Annotated in this window: 12 protein-coding genes; 6 read left to right on the forward strand and 6 right to left on the reverse strand. The window is 69.5% G+C overall.

Going from position 1 to position 17,749, the window contains the following annotated elements:
- Both AAG827_RS19440 and AAG827_RS19445 read left to right on the forward strand, forming a co-directional pair.
- On the forward strand, positions 1–1,501 hold a 1,501-nt coding region (locus AAG827_RS19440), incomplete at its 5' end, for a PAS domain-containing sensor histidine kinase (RefSeq protein WP_341927869.1).
- Between the two features lie 11 nt (positions 1,502–1,512).
- Positions 1,513–3,489, forward strand: coding sequence for a penicillin acylase family protein (locus AAG827_RS19445; RefSeq protein ID WP_341927870.1), 1,977 nt, complete (start codon positions 1,513–1,515; stop codon positions 3,487–3,489).
- A gap of 27 nt (positions 3,490–3,516) precedes the next feature.
- Here AAG827_RS19445 and AAG827_RS19450 read toward each other — a convergent pair whose 3' ends face one another.
- Together AAG827_RS19450 and AAG827_RS19455 are read right to left on the reverse strand one after the other, a co-directional pair.
- Positions 3,517–4,470, reverse strand: a complete 954-nt coding sequence (locus AAG827_RS19450) for a DUF5995 family protein (RefSeq protein WP_341927871.1) — start codon at positions 4,468–4,470, stop codon at positions 3,517–3,519.
- Positions 4,471–4,669: 199 nt separating this feature from the next.
- Positions 4,670–6,493 carry a response regulator gene (locus AAG827_RS19455; RefSeq protein WP_341927872.1) on the reverse strand — a complete coding sequence of 608 codons (1,824 nt, stop codon included), beginning with the start codon at positions 6,491–6,493 and terminating at the stop codon, positions 4,670–4,672.
- Positions 6,494–6,699: 206 nt separating this feature from the next.
- Between AAG827_RS19455 and AAG827_RS19460 the strand changes: the two genes are divergently transcribed.
- Entirely contained in the window at positions 6,700–7,065 is a 366-nt protein-coding gene (locus tag AAG827_RS19460) for a hypothetical protein (RefSeq protein ID WP_341927873.1), read from the forward strand.
- 15 nt (positions 7,066–7,080) lie between these two features.
- Here the strand turns inward: AAG827_RS19460 and AAG827_RS19465 are convergent, their stop codons facing one another.
- Positions 7,081–7,776 carry a hypothetical protein gene (locus tag AAG827_RS19465; RefSeq protein WP_341927874.1) on the reverse strand — a complete coding sequence of 232 codons (696 nt, stop codon included), beginning with the start codon at positions 7,774–7,776 and terminating at the stop codon, positions 7,081–7,083.
- Positions 7,777–8,118: 342 nt separating this feature from the next.
- Here AAG827_RS19465 and AAG827_RS19470 point away from each other — a divergent pair, with 342 nt between their 5' ends.
- Both AAG827_RS19470 and AAG827_RS19475 read left to right on the forward strand, forming a co-directional pair.
- Positions 8,119–8,466 (forward strand): hypothetical protein, encoded by a 348-nt coding sequence (locus AAG827_RS19470; RefSeq protein ID WP_341927875.1) that lies wholly within the window; start codon positions 8,119–8,121, stop codon positions 8,464–8,466.
- 172 nt (positions 8,467–8,638) lie between these two features.
- A complete protein-coding gene (locus AAG827_RS19475; protein ID WP_341927876.1) occupies positions 8,639–10,426 on the forward strand; it encodes an AAA family ATPase in 1,788 nt (595 codons plus the stop codon).
- Positions 10,427–10,506: 80 nt separating this feature from the next.
- Here AAG827_RS19475 and AAG827_RS19480 read toward each other — a convergent pair whose 3' ends face one another.
- Positions 10,507–11,151 carry a hypothetical protein gene (locus AAG827_RS19480; RefSeq protein WP_341927877.1) on the reverse strand — a complete coding sequence of 215 codons (645 nt, stop codon included), beginning with the start codon at positions 11,149–11,151 and terminating at the stop codon, positions 10,507–10,509.
- Positions 11,152–11,230: 79 nt separating this feature from the next.
- Entirely contained in the window at positions 11,231–14,236 is a 3,006-nt protein-coding gene (locus AAG827_RS19485) for a hypothetical protein (RefSeq protein WP_341927878.1), read from the reverse strand.
- 707 nt (positions 14,237–14,943) lie between these two features.
- On the opposite strand from AAG827_RS19485, the gene AAG827_RS19490 reads away from it, so the two are divergent.
- Positions 14,944–15,966, forward strand: a complete 1,023-nt coding sequence (locus AAG827_RS19490; protein ID WP_341927879.1) for a RelA/SpoT domain-containing protein — start codon at positions 14,944–14,946, stop codon at positions 15,964–15,966.
- A 119-nt stretch (positions 15,967–16,085) separates the two neighbouring features.
- Here AAG827_RS19490 and AAG827_RS19495 read toward each other — a convergent pair whose 3' ends face one another.
- Positions 16,086–17,444 carry a DUF3987 domain-containing protein gene (locus AAG827_RS19495; RefSeq protein WP_341927880.1) on the reverse strand — a complete coding sequence of 453 codons (1,359 nt, stop codon included), beginning with the start codon at positions 17,442–17,444 and terminating at the stop codon, positions 16,086–16,088.
- Positions 17,445–17,749 lie beyond the last annotated feature (305 nt).

Genomic DNA, 17,749 nt, shown 5'->3' on the forward strand with positions numbered 1-17,749 from the left:
GGTGACCCTGCTCGTGCTCCCGGCGCAGGCGTGGTTGTGCCTGGTCCTGGTGGGAGTGCTGGGGTGGGGTGGCCAACGGCTGCGGGGCCGGGAGGCGCTCGCGCAGATGTATGCCGTGATGGTCCTGCTGGCAGCCGCCACCTACGTGAGTCTCGGGCCTTTCGCCGCACTCTCCGCCGACCCGGCCTTCACCGAGGACGAGGCCGGGCGGATCCTCGCCGGGTTCGCCATCGCGTGCTCGGTGATGGTCGTGTCCCAGGTGCTGAGGGCGGGTGAGCAGATCGAGGCGACCTCCGTGGCGGCCGCGGAGCGGGACTCGCTGCAGCGCATCCTGGCGGCCACCACCGGGGTGGCCATCATCGAGGCCGGGCAGGACGGTCGGATCTCGATGTTCAACGTCGGGGCCGAGCGCCTGCTCGGCTACGACGCCGCGGACGTGGTCGGCACTCCGCTGGCCGACCTGCTCCCGCCCGCAAGCCAGTCGGCCCTGGCCCGCCGCCTGAGCGTGCCGGCGGACTGGCTGGCGATCGCGGGAGCGCTGGCGCCGCCCGACCGCGTCGGGACCGAGGTGGAGCTGGTCGGGGCCGATGGCACCCTGCGCACCCACGCGATGACGCTCGCCCGGGTGACGGACGAGCGAGGGGACCCTCGCGGCTTCCTCAGCACCTCCGAGGACGTCACGGACCAGGTCGCCTCCCGGCAGGCGCTGGAGGACCTGGTGCAGCGCCTGCGCGAGGTCGACGAGATCAAGGACTCCTTCGTGGCGACGGTGAGTCACGAGCTCCGGACCCCGCTCACCAGCATCCTGGGCTACGTCGAGCTGCTGGAGGACTCCGCCTTCGGCGCGCTCGGTGAGTCACAACGGCGCGCCGTCGGGAAGATCTCGGACAACAGCGACCGACTGCTGCAGCTGATCGAGGACCTGTTGTCCCTGTCGCAGGTGCGGGTCGACTCGGTCTACGGCAAGGGCGGGGACACGGTCGTGGACCTGCGCGACGTCGTCCTCGGCGCCCGCGCCGCGCTCTCGCCGAAGGCCTGCCGCCCGGGGCTCGCGATCGCGGTGGACGTGGGACTCGTCCCCGCCCTGGTCATGGGCAACCCGGCCCGGCTGAAGCAGGCGGTGCTCAACCTGCTGACCAACGGCGTGAAGTTCACACCCGGACCGGGGGACGGCGACGTGGGGATCTGCTTGCGACGCGAGGGTCCCGAGCACGTCATCAGCGTGGCGGACTCCGGGATAGGCATTCCGGCGTCCGAGCAGGAGCACCTGTTCACCCGCTTCTTCCGGGGTGCTGAGTCGGACGGACGGGCCATCCAGGGCAGCGGCCTCGGGCTCTCGCTCGTGCGCGAGATCGTCGAGGGTCACCTCGGCACGGTCCACGTCCAGTCGAGCCCGGGTCACGGCTCGCGTTTCGAGGTCCGGCTGCCCGTCCTGTCGTCGGTCGACGACCAGGAGCTCGTCGAGCGCGGTGCGGCCGGGACGGTCGGGACGGTCGGCTAGGTTTCCTGGCCATGGCCAGGATCTACCGTGACGCGTGGGGTGTCCCGCACGTGCGCGGCACCAGCGCGCTCGACGTCGCGCACGGGCAGGGCGAGGTGACGGCGCGCGACCGGGCGTGGCAGCTGGAGTGGCAGCGGCGCCGTGCGACCGGCACCAGCGCCGAGATCATGGGAGCCAGCGCCCTCGGCTGGGACCGGCTGGCCCGCCGCACCCTGATCGCCCGCACCGCCCGCCGGGCCCACGACCACCTGGGGGCCGAGGCACGCGCCTTCGTGGCGTCGTACGTCGACGGGGTCAACGCCGGCCTGCACGCTGACGCGCCCGAGCTGGTCGCGCTCGGCGTCGAGCCGGAGCCGTGGGAGGAGTGGACGCCGCTCGCGGTCTTCCTCGTGCAGCACCTGCTCTTCGCCAACCTCGGTGCCAAGCTCTGGGCGCAGCGGGCTCGCGACGTGCTGGGGCCCGACGCGGCGCTGCTGTCCTACGAGGGGCCGGCCTCCAGCGGGAGCAACGCCTGGGCGGTCGGTGGCGACCGCACAGCCTCGGGTCTGCCGCTGATCGGCGGCGACCCGCACCGGGTGCTCGAGTCGCCGGGGGTCTACCAGCAGGTGCGCCTGGCCTGTGAGGACCCCGACGACGCGTTCGACGTGCTGGGACTGGCCTTTCCCGGCGTGCCCGGCATCCCGCACTTCGCGCACGCGGGGGAGGTGGCGTGGGCGATCACCAACGCCAGCGCGGACTACCAGGACGTCTACGCCGAGACCGTGTCCGACGACGTGGTGGAGCGGTGGGTCGAGAGCGTGGCGGTCCGCGACGCCGACGCGGTCGACGTCGAGGTGGTCGTGACGCCGCGCGGGCCGGTCTTCGAGGACGGCCTGAGCCTGCGGGCGGCGTCCACGGTGCTGGGCGACCTCGGCTTCGATGCCCTGCTCCCGCTGCTGCGGGCCCGCACCGTCGACGACGTCGATCAGGCGATGGACCTGTGGGTCGAGCCGGTCAACAACGTGGTGATCGCGGACGTGCACGGTGACGTGCGCTACCGGCTGGCGGGCCGGGTGCCGCTGCGCTCGGAGGGCAATCGTCGCGGGATCGTCGCCGCTGCCGACCCGGCGACGGCGTGGACCGGCTGGCTGGGCGACGTCCACCGGGTCGACGCGGGCCCGGACGGGCAGGTCGTGACGGCCAACGAGCGCCGCGGCCCCGAGAGCGAACTCGTGGGCTCGGCGTTCGCGCCGCCCTACCGCGCCGACCGCATCACCGCCCTGCTCGGCTCGCGCACGGGGCTCACGCGCGAGGACTTCGCGGCGATCCACGACGACGCGTGGCTGGCCACGGTCGCACCGCTGGTCGCGCTCGTGCCCGATGCCTTCGACGGGTGGGACGGGGTGATGGCGGCCGGCTCCCTCGACGCTGCTCGGTTCGCGGCCTACCGCTCCGCACTCGTACGACGCGTCGCGGCCGAGCCGGTCTTCGCGCCGTTGCACGAGCCGGGGCACGACCCGGCCTTCCGCTCCTCGCTCGACGTGACGACCCGCATCGGCCTCGCGCTGGCCCACCTCGCGGCCCACGGGTCGCCGTACGGCATCGACGTGGCAGCGCACGCCCGCGCCGCCCTGGCGGAGGCCGAAGCCGAGATCGCCGCCGATCCCGGGCGGACCTGGGGCGACACCCACGTCTTCGCGCCGCTGCACGCCTTCGACCTCGCTCCGGGCCGTCTCGAGGCGCCGCCGGTGCCACGCGTCGGCATGAGCGGTGACCAGGACTGCGTGCGCTGCACGGGCTCGCTGCCCGGCATCTCCGACGACGTCTACCGCGGTGCCGTGGCGCGCTACGTCTGGGACCTCGCCGACCGGAGCGCCAGTGCCTGGATCGTGCCGCTGGGTGCCGCCGGAGACCCCCGCGACCCCCACCACCACGACCAGCTGACGCGGTGGGCCGAGGGCACGTTGGTGCCCGTGGTCACGGACTGGGAGCGTCTCGTGAAGGACTGATCAGCCGGCCGCGCGTTGCGTCGCTCCTCAGTAGGCGTAGCCCCACGGGGTCGCGTAGCCGAAGGCGTACGGGACGGGTGGTGCGTCTGCGTTGTGTGCCGCGCAGTAGGTGTCTCGCGGCACGGTCGAGGTGACCAAGGGGACGTAGGACTGCGTGGCCAGGATGCCCTGTGCGACCGTGTTGGCCTGCGCCTCGATGTTCGCTTCGACGAGTGCGCGAGCCTGTGGGCTCGGTGCCGAGACCAATGCTTCGGCGTTGCGCCAGGCATTTTCCCGCCAACCGGAGACCATCTGGAACAGGGCTGAGTTGCTGATCCCGTGCGGGTCGGCAGTGTCATCGATCGATGGGTCGAATCGAGCGGCGAACTCGGCGATCAGCGGGGCGGTTGCCTGATACAGCCACGCCTCGACTGCGGTGTAGTCGACCTTTCGAGACGAGCCATCGGGGGCCACGAGGCCCACAGCGGCCATGACGTAAGGCAGGTCGCGGTTGATGTGCGCGTTCATTCCCAGGAGCAGATCGCCGGTGCCGCTGACCGACTTGTTCTTCGCGGCATCTAGCGCGGTCAGCCAGGACTGCGGGACGGCTGAGCGGTTGCCGGACTGCCAGTTGTAGTAGGAGTCGGTGTAGTAGCGGGCGAACACAGCGTCGACGTGGTTGAAGTACGACACGTCCTGGTAGTAGCCCGGGATCTCCCGTGTGTATCCGTAAAGTTGGGTCATCCGCACGTAGGCGCGGGGGAAGATCGCGTTGTGGCTGCAGGTGCTCGCAGTGCCGTCGGCGATCCGGCTCAGCTCCTTCAACGTCGCGTTCAGGCAGTTGGATCTCCCAGCGACGCAGTCGTTGTCGCTGCTGGGGATGTACTCGTCGGTCCACCCTGAGAGGTAGGAGGACCACGGAACGTAGGGGACGACGTCAGCGTGCGTCGGGCCCGCCGTCGTGGCGACGGTCAGCAAGGAAGCGACGACGACAGTGGACACCGGTCCAACAGCCGATCGGAAGTGTCGGATGACGGATCTTGCGTGCATCTGGCTCCCTCCCCGGGGCTCATGTGCGTGCGTAGAGCCAGACTCTGGCGGGATTTACTCGCCTTGTCTGTGGCCCTAAAGGACCAGGACGCCTCACCAATCGCCGGGCGCGTAGTCAAGGTCGACTAGGGGTACTCACGACCTCGGGAGATCAGCTGGCCGCGCGCTGCGGTGGCACCCCGTTGGGCAGGGTCTTGTCGATGGCACGCATCAGCTCGTCCAACCCTCCACCCTTCTGCACGAAGAGGGACGCGCCGAGGGCCAGCGCCTGGTCGCCCAGGCGGTGGTCGAAGCCGGACAGCACGATCACCTTGGCCGTCGGGGCTCCGGTGAAGATCTGGGGCAGTGCCTCCAGCCCGTCCATCTCGGGCATGGCGAGGTCGAGGAGGATGAGATCGGGCTGCAGCTCGTGGGCCAGCCTGATGCCTTCGCGTCCCGTGGCTGCCTCACCGACCACCTGGACTCCCTCCTTGCGATCGAGGAAGAGCCGGACCAGCATCCGCATGTCCTCGGAGTCATCGACGATCAGGACCCTCCGATCGCTTGTCACCGGTGCGACCACGACCGGCGTCGGATCCGGCCCGGCGGCGGCTCCTGTCCGGCCGCGCAGGGTGGTGGCGCTCTGTCGCACGAGGTCCCCGGGCTGGAGATCCTCACCGTCCAGAGGCTCGAGGAGGTCGTTCATCATGGCCCGGGCAGAGGAGAGGGTGAGCTGGACGTACTCCGCGGCAGCGCTCACGTTGGACTCCTCGAGGCAGTACACGGACGCGGTCAGGCCCTGGATGATGTTGTCGTTGATCTCCACTGCCTGTCGCCGGCGCACCTGGGCCTCTCCCAGGCTGACCGCCAGCGCCTCGCTCGCGAGCCGGGGTGCGGCGTCGCGCACGAAGACCGCGACGAGGTCGTCGTCGACCCCTGGATTCAGCTCGCTCGTGAAGACGTCCAGCGTGAGCTCCTGACCGTCGAGCCTGCGGCCCGGGACACCCAGGCTCTCGTCTGCGTCGACGTGCACGAACCTGTCGAGGGGCTGCCCCACCGGGTCGCCCCCCAGGAGGGCGCGGCTACGGTCGTTGGACTGCACGACCAGGCGACCCTCGAGCACCATGATCGCGTCTCCGCTCGACTCCACCAGGGCTTCGAACCGGGCGCTGACCCGCTCGACCTCCTGCTCGGAGAGGACCAGGTCGGTGATGTCGATGCAGGTCCCACGCATGCGCACCGGCGTCCCCGTCGCGTCCATGAGCACCTGACCGTTGGAGGAGAGGTAGCGCGTCTCCCCGGTGGGCCGCTGGACCCGCTCGATCATCTGGTAAGGCTCCCCGGAGGCGTAGGCCTGCTGGTGGATCGCCATGATCCGCTCGCGGTCGTCGGGGTGGATGTGGGAGATGAAGCGCTCATAGCTGGCGTTGAAGGACTGCGGCTCATGACCGTAGATGCGGTAGAGCTGGTCGGACCACCGGTTCGTGTCGCTGGCGATGTGCCAGTCGTAGTCGCCCATGTTGGCGAGGTGCTGGGCGTTGTCGACGCGTTGCGTCAGGTCAGCGAGATCGGCAGCCGACTGAGCCCCTCTCACGGCCGTCTCGAGCAGCGCGCCCACCACGTCGAGAAGGTCGCCGCGCGTCGCGTCACGGTCGTAGGTGAGCACGAGCACGAGCGGCCCGGGGTGTCCTGAGAGCCTGCGCGCCCATGCTGTGCTGACGCCACCATCGCGCCAGCCGCTGGGAACCGGGAGCTCGCGCCACCCCGAATGCTCGTCCGCGAGGTCGCTGGAGAGGGCATCGGTGGCGAGCGTGGCGCCCGCGTGGGCCACCACCTGCACGTCCTCGACCAGACCACGCAGGACGTACGCCGAGCCGGCGCCGGTCACCTCGAGGACCAGCGGAAGCGATCGGGTCAGGAGGGTGGCGACATCCGGCGGACTGATGCATCGCTCGGCGAGCTGCGAGAGCAGGCTCTCGGGTGACGACTGCGCCATGGGTGGACTCCTTCTTTGGCCACGGTCGACACGCCTCGCGTCGATACCTCGTGGACCCTGAACTGTCCAGGAATCTAGTCCTCACCGAACCGAGCCGAAGCAGAAGCGCGTGAAGAACTTGTTCATGTTCGCCGGTCCCCGGCCGGAGTCATCGCGTGGTGGTGCGGCAATGCGGGTACCGGGTCGCCGAACCTGAGGAGGACTTCATGGAGACCGAGACCCTGGTCTGGATCATCGTCGCCGTCGTCGTGGTGCTGGCCGCGCTGGCACTGGTGATGGCACTGCAGAAGAAGCGTCAGCGTGACCGGGAGCTGCGTCGTGAGCAGGCCGGCCAGCTGCGCTCCGAGGCGGTCGCCGCCACGCCCGACGTGCGCACCGCTGCCGAGAGGCTGCACCACGCGGAGGCCCGTGCCGAGCTCGCCCACGTGGAGGCGCGCAAGGCCGACGAGGAGGTCGTCGAGCTGACGAAGGTGCTCGCCGCCGAGGAGGCGCAGCGCGAGGACCACCTGCGCGAGGCCGACCGGATCGACCCCGACGTCACGACCACCTCCGACGGACGCCACCGCAGCTGAGCGACCGGCCAGGCCCTAGCGCGCCTGGCGTGCGGTGCGGCACCGCTGGGGCTGGGGCTTCGTCCCGGCGGTGCGGCCGCACTGCGACGGTGCGGTGCCGATCACGCAGGTCGCGGAGGCATAGAGCTGGTGGGCGCTGGTGCCGTGGCTCCGGACCCGCCATGTGCGCGAGCTGTTGACCACCTGCTCCAGGTCGACCGTCGCCCCGGTGAGGCCGGAGGAGCCCCCGGCATCGAGCAGCGTGTAGCCACCGCTGATGGCGATCTTGCCGACGGGGCACGTGGCGTCGGCCATGGCGGAGTGGGACGCCGGGTCTCCGACCACGGTGGACGTCACGAGCGCCGAGTAGACCACCTCGTAGCCGAGGACCCCGTCCAGTCCCGCTTGGCCGGTCGGTCCGGTGAACCCCTGCTCACCTCGCGGACCCACTGGACCGGCCGGTCCGACCGGACCGGTGCCACCGTCCGCCCCCGGCGCCCCGTCTGCCCCGTCAGCTCCGTCAGTGCCGTCCTGACCCGCGAGCGCCTCGCGGGCGCCTGACCGCAGGTCGCGCAGGTTGAGGGTGCCGTCCTTGACGTCCACCGACCGGATCGAGTCGTCCTGGATCTGCTCGCTGGTGATCAACGATCCCGCGACGGCACCTCCGGTGCCGGCGAGGAGGGCGACGACGGCGGCGACGGCAAGAAGGGGGGCACTGCGCAGAGGAGTCATGGGGTGAGTAATGCAGGTGGCGGCTCTGCTGGTGCCGTTTTGGGGAAAAACAGAGGAGGGCGTGGCCGCGACCGGAGCACCTCCCCGAGACGCAGCGAGCCCCTGACCCGCTTCCGCGAGTCAGGGGCTCGATCACGCCTGGGGTGAGTAACGGGACTTGAACCCGCCATCGAGCCGGTACCGGCCGCGTGGCCGGTGGTCGGTCATCCTACGCCCAGTTCTGGGCGGTTCCGAGTGGTCTCCAGCGGTCTTGTCCGGTCCTGAGCGGTGCGTCTGCCCCCCAAAGTGCCCCCCAAAGTGCCCCCCATTGCGCGGCCCGGGACCGGCCGGACGGTCACCCCCGTGACCGACCACACCGACCTGATTGCCTTCCGCCGCCACACACGCAAGGAGGCCGCCGTCATGCTCAATGTCCCCGACACCTGGCTCAAAGTCTGGGTGACCGCCGACAAGGTGCCGCACCAGCGCAGCGGCCAGCCCGGCCCGCGGCAGCGCGGGGTCTGGTTCACCTACGACGACATCCTGGCCATCGGCCGGTTGCTGCCCAGTCTGATGACCGGACGCCAGGCGAACGGCCGCGCGGAGTCGCCCGCTGAGCAGCCTGCCTCCGAACCGATCGTGAGCCCCGAGGTCGGCGCGGACCTCCTCGGGCAGTTCGCCGGGTTGCGCTCGCTCCGTACGCGTACCTAAAACCGCGCGCACTCGCACAGCCACGTCAAGGCGACCGGACGCTAGGAGGCCGTGCGACCCGTTTGCGCCACCACCGAGGCAGGTCGCACTCTCACCGTCCGCCGGCTCCGGTACCTTCTGGCACCGGTGGACTTGCCGAATCTGACAACAACGAGCGGGCAGGCGGCGGGACATGGGCGAACTTCCGGCAGGACTGGTGCAGTCGCTGGACGGCACCAACCTCACTGAGGGCCAGGCCACCGAGATGTTGGCCAAGATCTCAAGCTTCGAGCTGGGCGACGGATCCACAGTCTCCCCGCCGGCGGTGGGGGTGACCGTCGTGGTCGGCCCCAACAATGCCGGTAAAAGCACGCTACTGCGCGAGATCCACACCCACCTGAACTCGGAGTACCACTCCCAACCCTTCTGGAGGTTGGTCAAGAGCCTCTCGCTCGAGGTGGCAGGGACCCCCGCCGACGTCGTGGCCTGGCTGGCCGCGCACAACCGTTACTCCGCCGACGCGGAGGGCGGGTTCCGGTCGCTGGGCGGCGCCAACGTCAGCACGTCCTGGTTGCGGCAGGTGATGTCGACGTCGTGGGCGCAGGCTGGCCCGACCGGTCGCCTCGGGTCGACCCTGGCACCGTTCCTCGTGCAGTACGCGAACACGGACTCACGCCTGGAACAGTCGAAGGCCGCGCCGGCACGCAACGACGCGCGCGAACCCGCCACCCACCCAGTGCACGTCCTGGCCGACGACCGTGTCCGCCTGCACCAGGCCAGCGGAATCGCTTCCCAGGTGTTCGGTGAGGCGCTGTGGCTGGATGACTACTCCGCCCAGCATCGACTGCGTGTCGGGGAGCTGCTTGCTGACGCTCCACGTCGAGACGAGATCGACGCGGCGTATCGCGACGAGCTGTTGAGCCTCCCGGAGCTCGCCCAGCAGGGCGACGGGATGCGGAGCTTCTTCGGACTGCTGCTGCCGCTGCTCGCCGCCAGCTTCCCGATCGTGCTGGTCGACGAGCCGGAGGCGTTCTTGCATCCACCCCAGGCGGCGGCCCTGGGCCGCCAGCTCGGGCGCCTCTCCGTGGAGAACGAACTGCAGGTCGTCATCGCCACCCACGACCGGCACTTGCTGACTGGTCTCCTGGAGAGTAAGACCCCGTTGACGATCGTCCGCGTCGACAGGTTCTCCCAAGGCACGGGCGCCCGCCAGATCGATCCCATTGAGCTCACCCAGATCTGGGACGAGCCAGCCTTGCGCTACTCCAACGCACTGGACGGCCTCTTCCATCGGCTGGTCGTCCTGGTCGAAGGCGACCGTGACGCCCGCTTCTACGCAGCCTCCCTTGACGTCGCCAACGAGATCGGTGAGGTGAACCTGCCCGTCAGCGAGGTGCTCTTCGTGCCGTGCGGAGGCAAGGGCGGTATGGCCAAGATCGCCAAGGCACTCCGCGGCCTGGGAGTCCCAGTAGTCGCGGTGCCCGACATCGACCTCCTCAGCGTCGAGGCCGAGACGAGGAAGCTCGTGGAGGCACTCGGCGGAGACTGGACAGACTTCGAGAGCGACTTCGCCGCTGCAACCGCGCGGATCAGCAAGGACGCCTCAGCCCTTCAGGTCTGCGAGCTTGCGGCCGTACTCGGCGATGACCCGACCGCGCCCCTGACCAAGGAGCTTCGCCGGAGCGTCGAACGGGTGTTGAAGACTGCAGGCAGCGGCTGGAACCAGGTCAAGGCAGGTGGCGTGTCGGCCTTGGGCGCCGGGGGAGTCGGGGCGGCCGCGGCGCGCCTCCTCGACGCCTTGGATGTGCTGGGACTGGTCGTGGTCCGGGTCGGCGAACTGGAGAGCTTCGCCCCCGACCTTGACGTATCCAAGGGATCCAACTGGGTGCCCGCAGCCTTGGCCGCCGAAGCACATCGCTCGCCCGAGGCCCTAGCCCATGTGCGACGCCTCGGCGGAGCGCTCGCCGGGCAGCAGGAGTGAGGTGCCGCGGTCGGCACCTGTTTCAACGGCCGCTATGAGTGCTCGCCGGACGCCGGCCCGACGGGCCTACGGCACTGCCTTCATCCCGCCACCCCGAGGTCTGACTTGAGCGCGGTTACGGCGTTGTCGAGCGTCACCAACGCGGGATCGAGCACCCAAACGCCATCTCGGAAGGGCTGAAAGCCGAGCCGGGCCCAGACCTGCCCGAGCTCGAGGATGGCTCGATCGCGCTCCGCCCCGGTCGAGCCATCCAGTGGCGCCGGGTAGGTCGCGAAGCAGGAAACTCCGTCTGAGAGAGCCAGCAGGGCAACGCCGGCGAGCAGCCTCCCGACGCCGTGCCCTCGCCACTCCGCGGCGAGGGTCGCGGAGTTGAGGATCAACACTGACGAGCCTGCCCCCTCTAGGCGGTCGAGGAGCTCCTCGGCCAGGTCCCCCCGCTTGCGATTCAGAATAGCGCTGGCGACCGTTTCGAGGTCGCCCTCAAGCTCATCGAGCTCATCCCACAAGGAGGCGCGCCACAGAGACTCCCTGACGAGGCTGATTCGGGCGATCTCGCGTTCGACGGGATTGCCGGCGTCGTCGACGATGTTCGAGTCCTGCTCGATGGCGAGGACCCACCACTGCTGCACCGCCGGGTGGTCGTCGAGGAGGGCCTTGCTGCACCGGTAGTGCAGGTCCACATGGGCGAGCCTCTGGAGCAGTGCTTCGCGAGCGACCGTGGGCATAGAGGCACCCTAGGTGCGGGGTACCCGGCACGTCTTCGATGCGTCGGGTCCCGGCATGAGCCCACGCGCCGGCACCCTGTCAGGCGGGCCCGGAGGTAGGAATGGTCTGGGCTTCCCTACGCAGGGTGCCTCCGGGTCCGCGGTTGGTCCAGGACCCGAGGTACTGGGTCGGGAACTGGGTGTTGGGCCACGCGTCGTGGGTTGCCGGGGTGCGCCGGCAGCTGCGGCAGATGACGCCGTACCCGCTGGCCGCGACCTCGGGGAGCAGGACCACGTGGCTGGAGGGGCGGCGACCCCTGCAGCGCCCGTGGGGGCAGCCGATGGCCTTCACGTGGGTCTTGGCCTTGTCCGCGTATGCGAGATAGCGCGGTCGTGTGAACCCGCCGGACCGCTTCTGCGGCTTGACCAGATCCCGGACGTCGGCCTCGGACCGGCCTACGGCCAGCGCGACATCCAGCACCGGCAGGCCGTGCTTGCGCGTCGCTGTGTCGGCGGTGAGGAGGCGAAGCGCTTCGCTGATCCAGGTGGTGTCGTCCGGGACGGCTGCATCGCCCCAGGCGAGGTCAGGGTCGAGATACGTCGCGAGGAGGCGCTGGTGGTAGGCGCTGGCGACTGTGTGGGAGCCGGCGCCCGGGCCCCGTGTCAGCCAGGTGTGCAGCTCTTGGCGCACGGTCGGCACCGGGTGTTCGACGAGTGCGCACTTCGCACCCCGCGCGGTCACGCCATTGCTGACGAGCCATGGCATGACGCGCTTGGTCAGCAGCGTCTTGCGGGTCACCTGGAGCAGGTCGGCGACCGCAGTGAGGTCGCGGCCCTCCTCGAAGACGTACCGCACAACAGTCTCGGTGGTGGCGAGAGCCTTGCCGGTGCGGGTGCGGACGTTGCTGATGATGCCGGTCAGCGGCAGCTGGGTATGGCCGCCGGTCTTGAGCGGGAGGAGCGCGTCGCAGCTCCACACAAGGTCATCATCGTGAACATGGAAGCGCCAGGCGGTGAAGCTCTTGTCGCAGAGCTGCCCGAGCCGGGCCCGTGCCTCGCCGTTGCTGCGTGAGGCCGCTTCGAGGCCGGCGACGAGGTAAGCAGCGGCCGAGACATCTGCCCGGTCGTCCCGGGCGATCGAGTGCGCCTGCTGGGTGCGGTGCTCCTGAATCTTCTTAGAGAGGCGGGCAGCCTCAGCCTGAACGGCGCGGGCCCGGGTGCCGACCTCGGCGGCCTGGGCGGCGTACGCCTTCGCCTCGTCCTCGTCGCCCGCGCCCGCGGCGAGCGCGGCCATAGTGCGGTGCCCCTTGGCCTCGGCTTCAAGTTGAACCAGTTCCGATTGCTTGAGGTCGGCCCTGTGCTGCCACGTGGCCGCCGGGTCGATGGTCTGTTCCCCGGCGGGGAGTTCGGTCAGGGTCGAGACCGAACTCGGGTCTGCCAGTGTCTGCACGGCTCGGTCGAGGCTGCTCGCGACCGACGCTGCGAGCTCGGTCAGGGAGCCGGTCGCGGCGATGTGGTCCGGCTTCGCCTCGCCGGGGCCGAGGTAGCTCCACCCGCGACCGGCCCCGGCGGCCGCGCGGCGGAAGAGCAGGATGAAGTTGGCCTTCCCCGAGAGGTTGGCGCGTGCCTCCACGCCCCATTCGGTGGGCTCGTCGTACCGGGAACCGGCTGCTCCGGCGGGCACGGTCCAGTTCGGGAAGCCCTGAAGAACCCTGCGGTGGGCGGTGTGGTGGGCCTGGCCGCCGGTGGGCTGCTTCGGCGTGCGTAGCTCGGTGAGCAGTCGCGCCGCGACCTTCCGGCACGTGTCGTCGGAGACGCCGAACCGGGGCACTTCGCGCCCCGCGGCGTCACTGGGCCAGGCCCACGGGGCGGAGAGGACATCGAACCAGCCGTACTCGTCCTGGTCGTCCCGGTAGACGGCCGGGACACCGTCAAGGACGATGTTCCGGCCCCGGATGTCGTTCGTCAGCCGGCGGAAGTACCGGCCGGTGCGCACGAGCTCGACCTTGGCGATGTAGAGCCGGGTATCGGGGCCGAACACCTCTGCCGGGTCCTCGCCTGCCAGGTAGCGGGCGATGTCCTGCTCGGATGGCAGGACGCGCGGCCGGAAGCTGCTCCGGACGAAGAAGCTCTTGGCGGCGTCGTAGTTTGCCAGAGGGTCGTCCGCTGTGTCGGAGTAGCGGCTGTCGAGGTTGGTGTGGTCTCTTCGGTGGAGGGCGCCGTCGGCCTCGAAGGCCACCATGCGTTGCGCGATCTGCTGGTAGTTCTCTCCCGCGGCATGGGCGGGGTAGAGCGAACCGAACACCGCAATCATGGCGGGGTCGGCTTCGGGGGTGAGGCCGCGGTCGCCTTCGCGGATGGCGCGTCCGTGCTTGTCCTTCTTGTGGTGCCAGCCGTGTGGCATCTGCTTCTCGGCGATGGCCGCACCTCCGGTGCGGTACTTCATGAGGCGCTTGCCGGTGAGCTTGCGACGACGGAGGGGGTCATCGTTTCCGCCGACCATGCCGAGGGCGCTCAGGGCCAGCCAGTCGCCGGCCTTGGTGGGGTCGAAGGCTTGTCCGCCGAAGTGCATCTCGATGGCGCGGGTCTTGTGCTTGCCGGTGATGGCAGCCCAGTCCACCGGATCGCGGCCCGCACGGGTGACATCTTCTGCGAACCGCGAGGCTCGCAGAGACGGGTAGTGGTTGAGCACCGCGAGCATGAGGCGGGTGACCCCGTTCTCGTCCTCTCCGTCCTCGCGCCGGATGTGCTGGATGGTGGTCGAGAGCGTGATGTTGAAGAACAGGGTGCTGCCGACCAGGACGACAGCGGCGATCGGGTCGTCGCCGGTGGCGTTGTGGTGAAGGTCGGCGAGTGTGAGCCACACGATGCCGTAGTGGGCGCCGACCTCAGGCTTGCCGGGGTCCCAGGCGTCCTCCGGAAATTGCTGGATCTTGGTGATGTCCGGGTCACTGGCGTAGGTCGTGCAGTGGGTGGTCCGCTGGGCTGCGACGCCGCTCGTGCCGCCTTCGATGGACCAGCGCACCCAGTCGGAGTTGGTGGGGGCGCCGGCTGGCAGCTTGGCCGCCAGCCGGGTGTAGACCTTGCGGTTGGTGTAGGTGTTCACGGGTCCTCCTCGGGTAGGTGCTGCGCACCGTGCCGGCGGAAGACCAGGACGCAATGGGACCGCTGTAGAAGTTCAGGCCCACCGAGATGGACGAAGAGTTCTACAACCCGGGTACGACCTTCAAGGGCACCCACAACGTCGGCAGAGAATCGATCTCTGTCTCGTCAAGCTGGTCATCGCTAAGGGCGCGTAAGCGTGCAAGTTCAGACAGGTAGGGGGTGACCGTGGGAGAGGGAGAGGGAGAGGCAGGCATGGCCACACCAGTTGCTGCGTCCGGGACGTTGCCAACAACGCGGAACCAGCTCACCGGGTGCGGGGCAGCGCCACAGAATGCGGGCCGGCCTGCGGTGGCTGACCACAAGGGTGTCCACGATGGCGCGCTGCTGGACCAAATCGTGGCTCGGTAAGGGGTCCGGGCGGCGAGCGCTGCCTCTGGACCGGCGACCGCAGCTGGCCGAACTCGCGACTGAGTTCGCGTCCACCGTAGGACGGTCCGGCAGGCGGCCCACTCGCTCGGGTGTGAGCCGACGGCGACCCCGCACCACACGGCGGCGACAGGCGCCGCGACCTGGCCGGGGGAGCGGCCGCTTCTCGTATCAGAGTTGTCCTGTGCGGGTCGCCCCCAGGCGGACGACTCGTCTTGCCATGTCACCGCGGGCGGGAAACGCGGGGCGCGGATGTCGGCGCGGGCCGGTACGGTCGCGGCCATGAAGAAGTGGGTGGTCCCCGAGCATTCAAATAAGGCGGTCCAGCGGGCGAGCCGGACCATCGGTAGGGGGACCGGTACGCCCGAGGAGGTCCAGGCGGCCCGAGCCGTTCTGAGCAACTACCGCCTCGCCCACGCGTTCCCCCTGAACGCCGTGACTGTGACCGTGCGGCAGCGGGCGCTCGACGTGAACCCGAACGCCGTCGTCGCCGAGCGCCGGAAGCGCCTGCCCACGATCCTCGACAAACTCAGGCGCCACCCCACGATGAGCGTGACGACCATGCAGGACCTTGGCGGCTGTCGGGTGGTTTTCCACAGCGTCGCCGAGGTCGAGAAGTTGGTCGCGATCCTGCGCGACCTCCCGCGGAGCAAGAACCGTGTCAAGAAGGTCTACGACTACCTGCGCGACGACCCGGGGCCGCGCGACTCCGGCTACCGAGGCGTCCACCTGGTCTACGAGTACGGGGCCTCGAAGAAGGAATACAAGGGGCTGCGGATCGAACTGCAGGTGCGCACGCTGTTGCAGCACGCCTGGGCGACCGCGGTCGAGACGATGGACCTGTTCTCGGGCAGCGAGCTGAAGTACGGCAAGGGCGACCCGGACGTGCTCCGGTTCTTCGTCCTAGTCGCCTCGCTCATGGCCCACGAGGAGGGGACTGCCCCTGTGCCCGGCGCCGAGGGGTCGACGGAGGAACTGGCGGCCGAGTTGATGCGCCTGGAGATGGACGTCGGCGTCCTGGAGCGGTTGCGCGGCTACGCGTCGATCGTGGGCGAGCACGCCAGGACGGACCGCCGGAACACCCTGACCCTCGAACTCTGGCGGAGCGAGGGGATCCTCACGGTGACCGTCCACGAGACGCTGGCCGACGCGGAGGCGCGGATCACCGAGTTGGAGGCCATGGACGACGAGGACCTGGACGCGGTGCTAATCAACATCGCCCGGATCAGCCAACTGCGCGACGCGTACCCCAACTACTTCGCGGATACCGGCCGGTTCACCGACTTCGTGGAGTCGCGGATCTAGACGCGCGTCGCGCCCGGGGCCGCGGGTCGCCGTCCCGTCTAGGTTGGGTGACCGCACGAATGAAACGAAGAAACGAAGAAAGCCCCATGCAAGGCCTTCTTCGTTTCTTCGTTTCTTCGTCAGATGTCGGTGGCGAGCAGGACTTGTCGAGGGCGGCCACCAGTTGACTGGCTCTCCGCCCGGGCCAGACCCATGCCCACCAGGCGTGTGACCAGATCGTCGACCTCCTGCTTGGCCAGGTTGTTGGAGAACAGTCCGATGATGTCGGTTCGGCTCAGGCCCGAGGTGCCGGCCTTCAGGGCGGCGGCGTACAGCTTGTCGAGCTGCTCGCTCCCCAGTGTGGCTCCCCACACGTGGGCCACCGTCGCCTCGCAGTACTCCCACAAGGCGCTGGCCGCTCGCAGGTGGGTGACGTCGAGCTCGGTCGACTGGTCGAGTAGGGCATAGACCATGGCCAGGCGCAGGATGTGGGGGGCGGCCCTGGCCGTCAGCGAGTCGAAAACGTCGCCGCCACTGGGCTGCAGCCGGAGCACGTAGTACAGAGAGTTCCACTCGTTCTCGAAGGCTGCGGTCCGGGTCATCTCACCAACGGTGCCCGCGAAGGTGGTGGCCAACTGGAGGTCGCCCCCGAGTTCGGCGACGACCGAGGACTGGAGCCTTCCGGGCGTTGCGATGGCCAGGTGCGGGGCACTCCAGACATGCAGGAACCGGTTCGCGAATCCGTTGGCGACCTCCACGAGGTCGAGCTTGCGGTCCAACTCGGGCGCGGTGACGTGTGCGATCACGCCCAGGTGGGCCGCGGAGGCGACGAGGTCTTCGCGGCGGGTGCGGTTCTCGAGCGGCTCGCCGTCCCAAGCGGACCGCAGCACCATGGAGAGGATGGAGCCCTGCCGCTGGGCCACGGTGAGCGTCTTGGCAAACTCGGTCTCCAGGACCAGAAGACGCTGGTCGGGGATGTTGTCGTCATTTTCGGCCCGGCCGGCGCTCAGGTCGGCTGCGGCCTGGATGAGCGCCTCGCCCGACTGGAAACCCTTTCGCAGACGAGACTGCATGAACGCCAGGGTGGGGTCGTCGCCGGCTTCGAGGACGGGGCGCACGGCGGCCAGGGACGTGCCCTTGCGTGCCTTGGCCGAACTCCCGATGACCACCGCGAAGATGATCGGGTAGTGCCGCTCCGACCCCACGCGGACGAACGCCCCGCGGCCCACCATGGTGGCGAAGGCGGTCAGAATGGTGACTAGCATGGCGGGCGCGCTCGCTTCTGTGAGCGGCTCGAGCTTGCGCACGATCCTCCCGGCCAGGCCGTGCAGTGCAGCGGGGTCAAGAACCGGACCGCCGCTGCTGTTGGTCAGGCATCGAGCCAGTCGCAGCTGGCCGAGCAGCTCGTACTCGGCCCTAGCCGGGCTTGAGGTCTGCAGGCTGATGGAGGTCGGCGGTGCTGTCCGCGTCGGGCCAGCCGCGGTGCCGATGGCGGTCACGACTCGCCCTCCTGCACGTCATCGAGGTATGCGCGCACCGCAACGCGCATCAGCGAAGCGAGGGAGCGGTCTTCTGTCGCGGCTCTCTGCTTGAGGGCGTCGCGAAGCTCGCGCGGGAGGCGGATGACGATGGCGACGTCGTTGGTGGTTGTCGGAGTGAATCGCCCCGGGTTTCGTGGAGGCTCGGTTACTTGGAACCAGCCCCGATCGGGACCGGTGTCTGAGGGTAGTGCTGGGGTCCGACTCTGGGTTGCTGATGGGTCCAGTGGTTGGCCTCGAACTCAGCGGGCGGGACGAGCCCGATC

It is taken from the genome of Nocardioides psychrotolerans (genome assembly GCF_943371775.1).
Lineage (GTDB): Bacteria > Actinomycetota > Actinomycetes > Propionibacteriales > Nocardioidaceae > Nocardioides > Nocardioides psychrotolerans_A.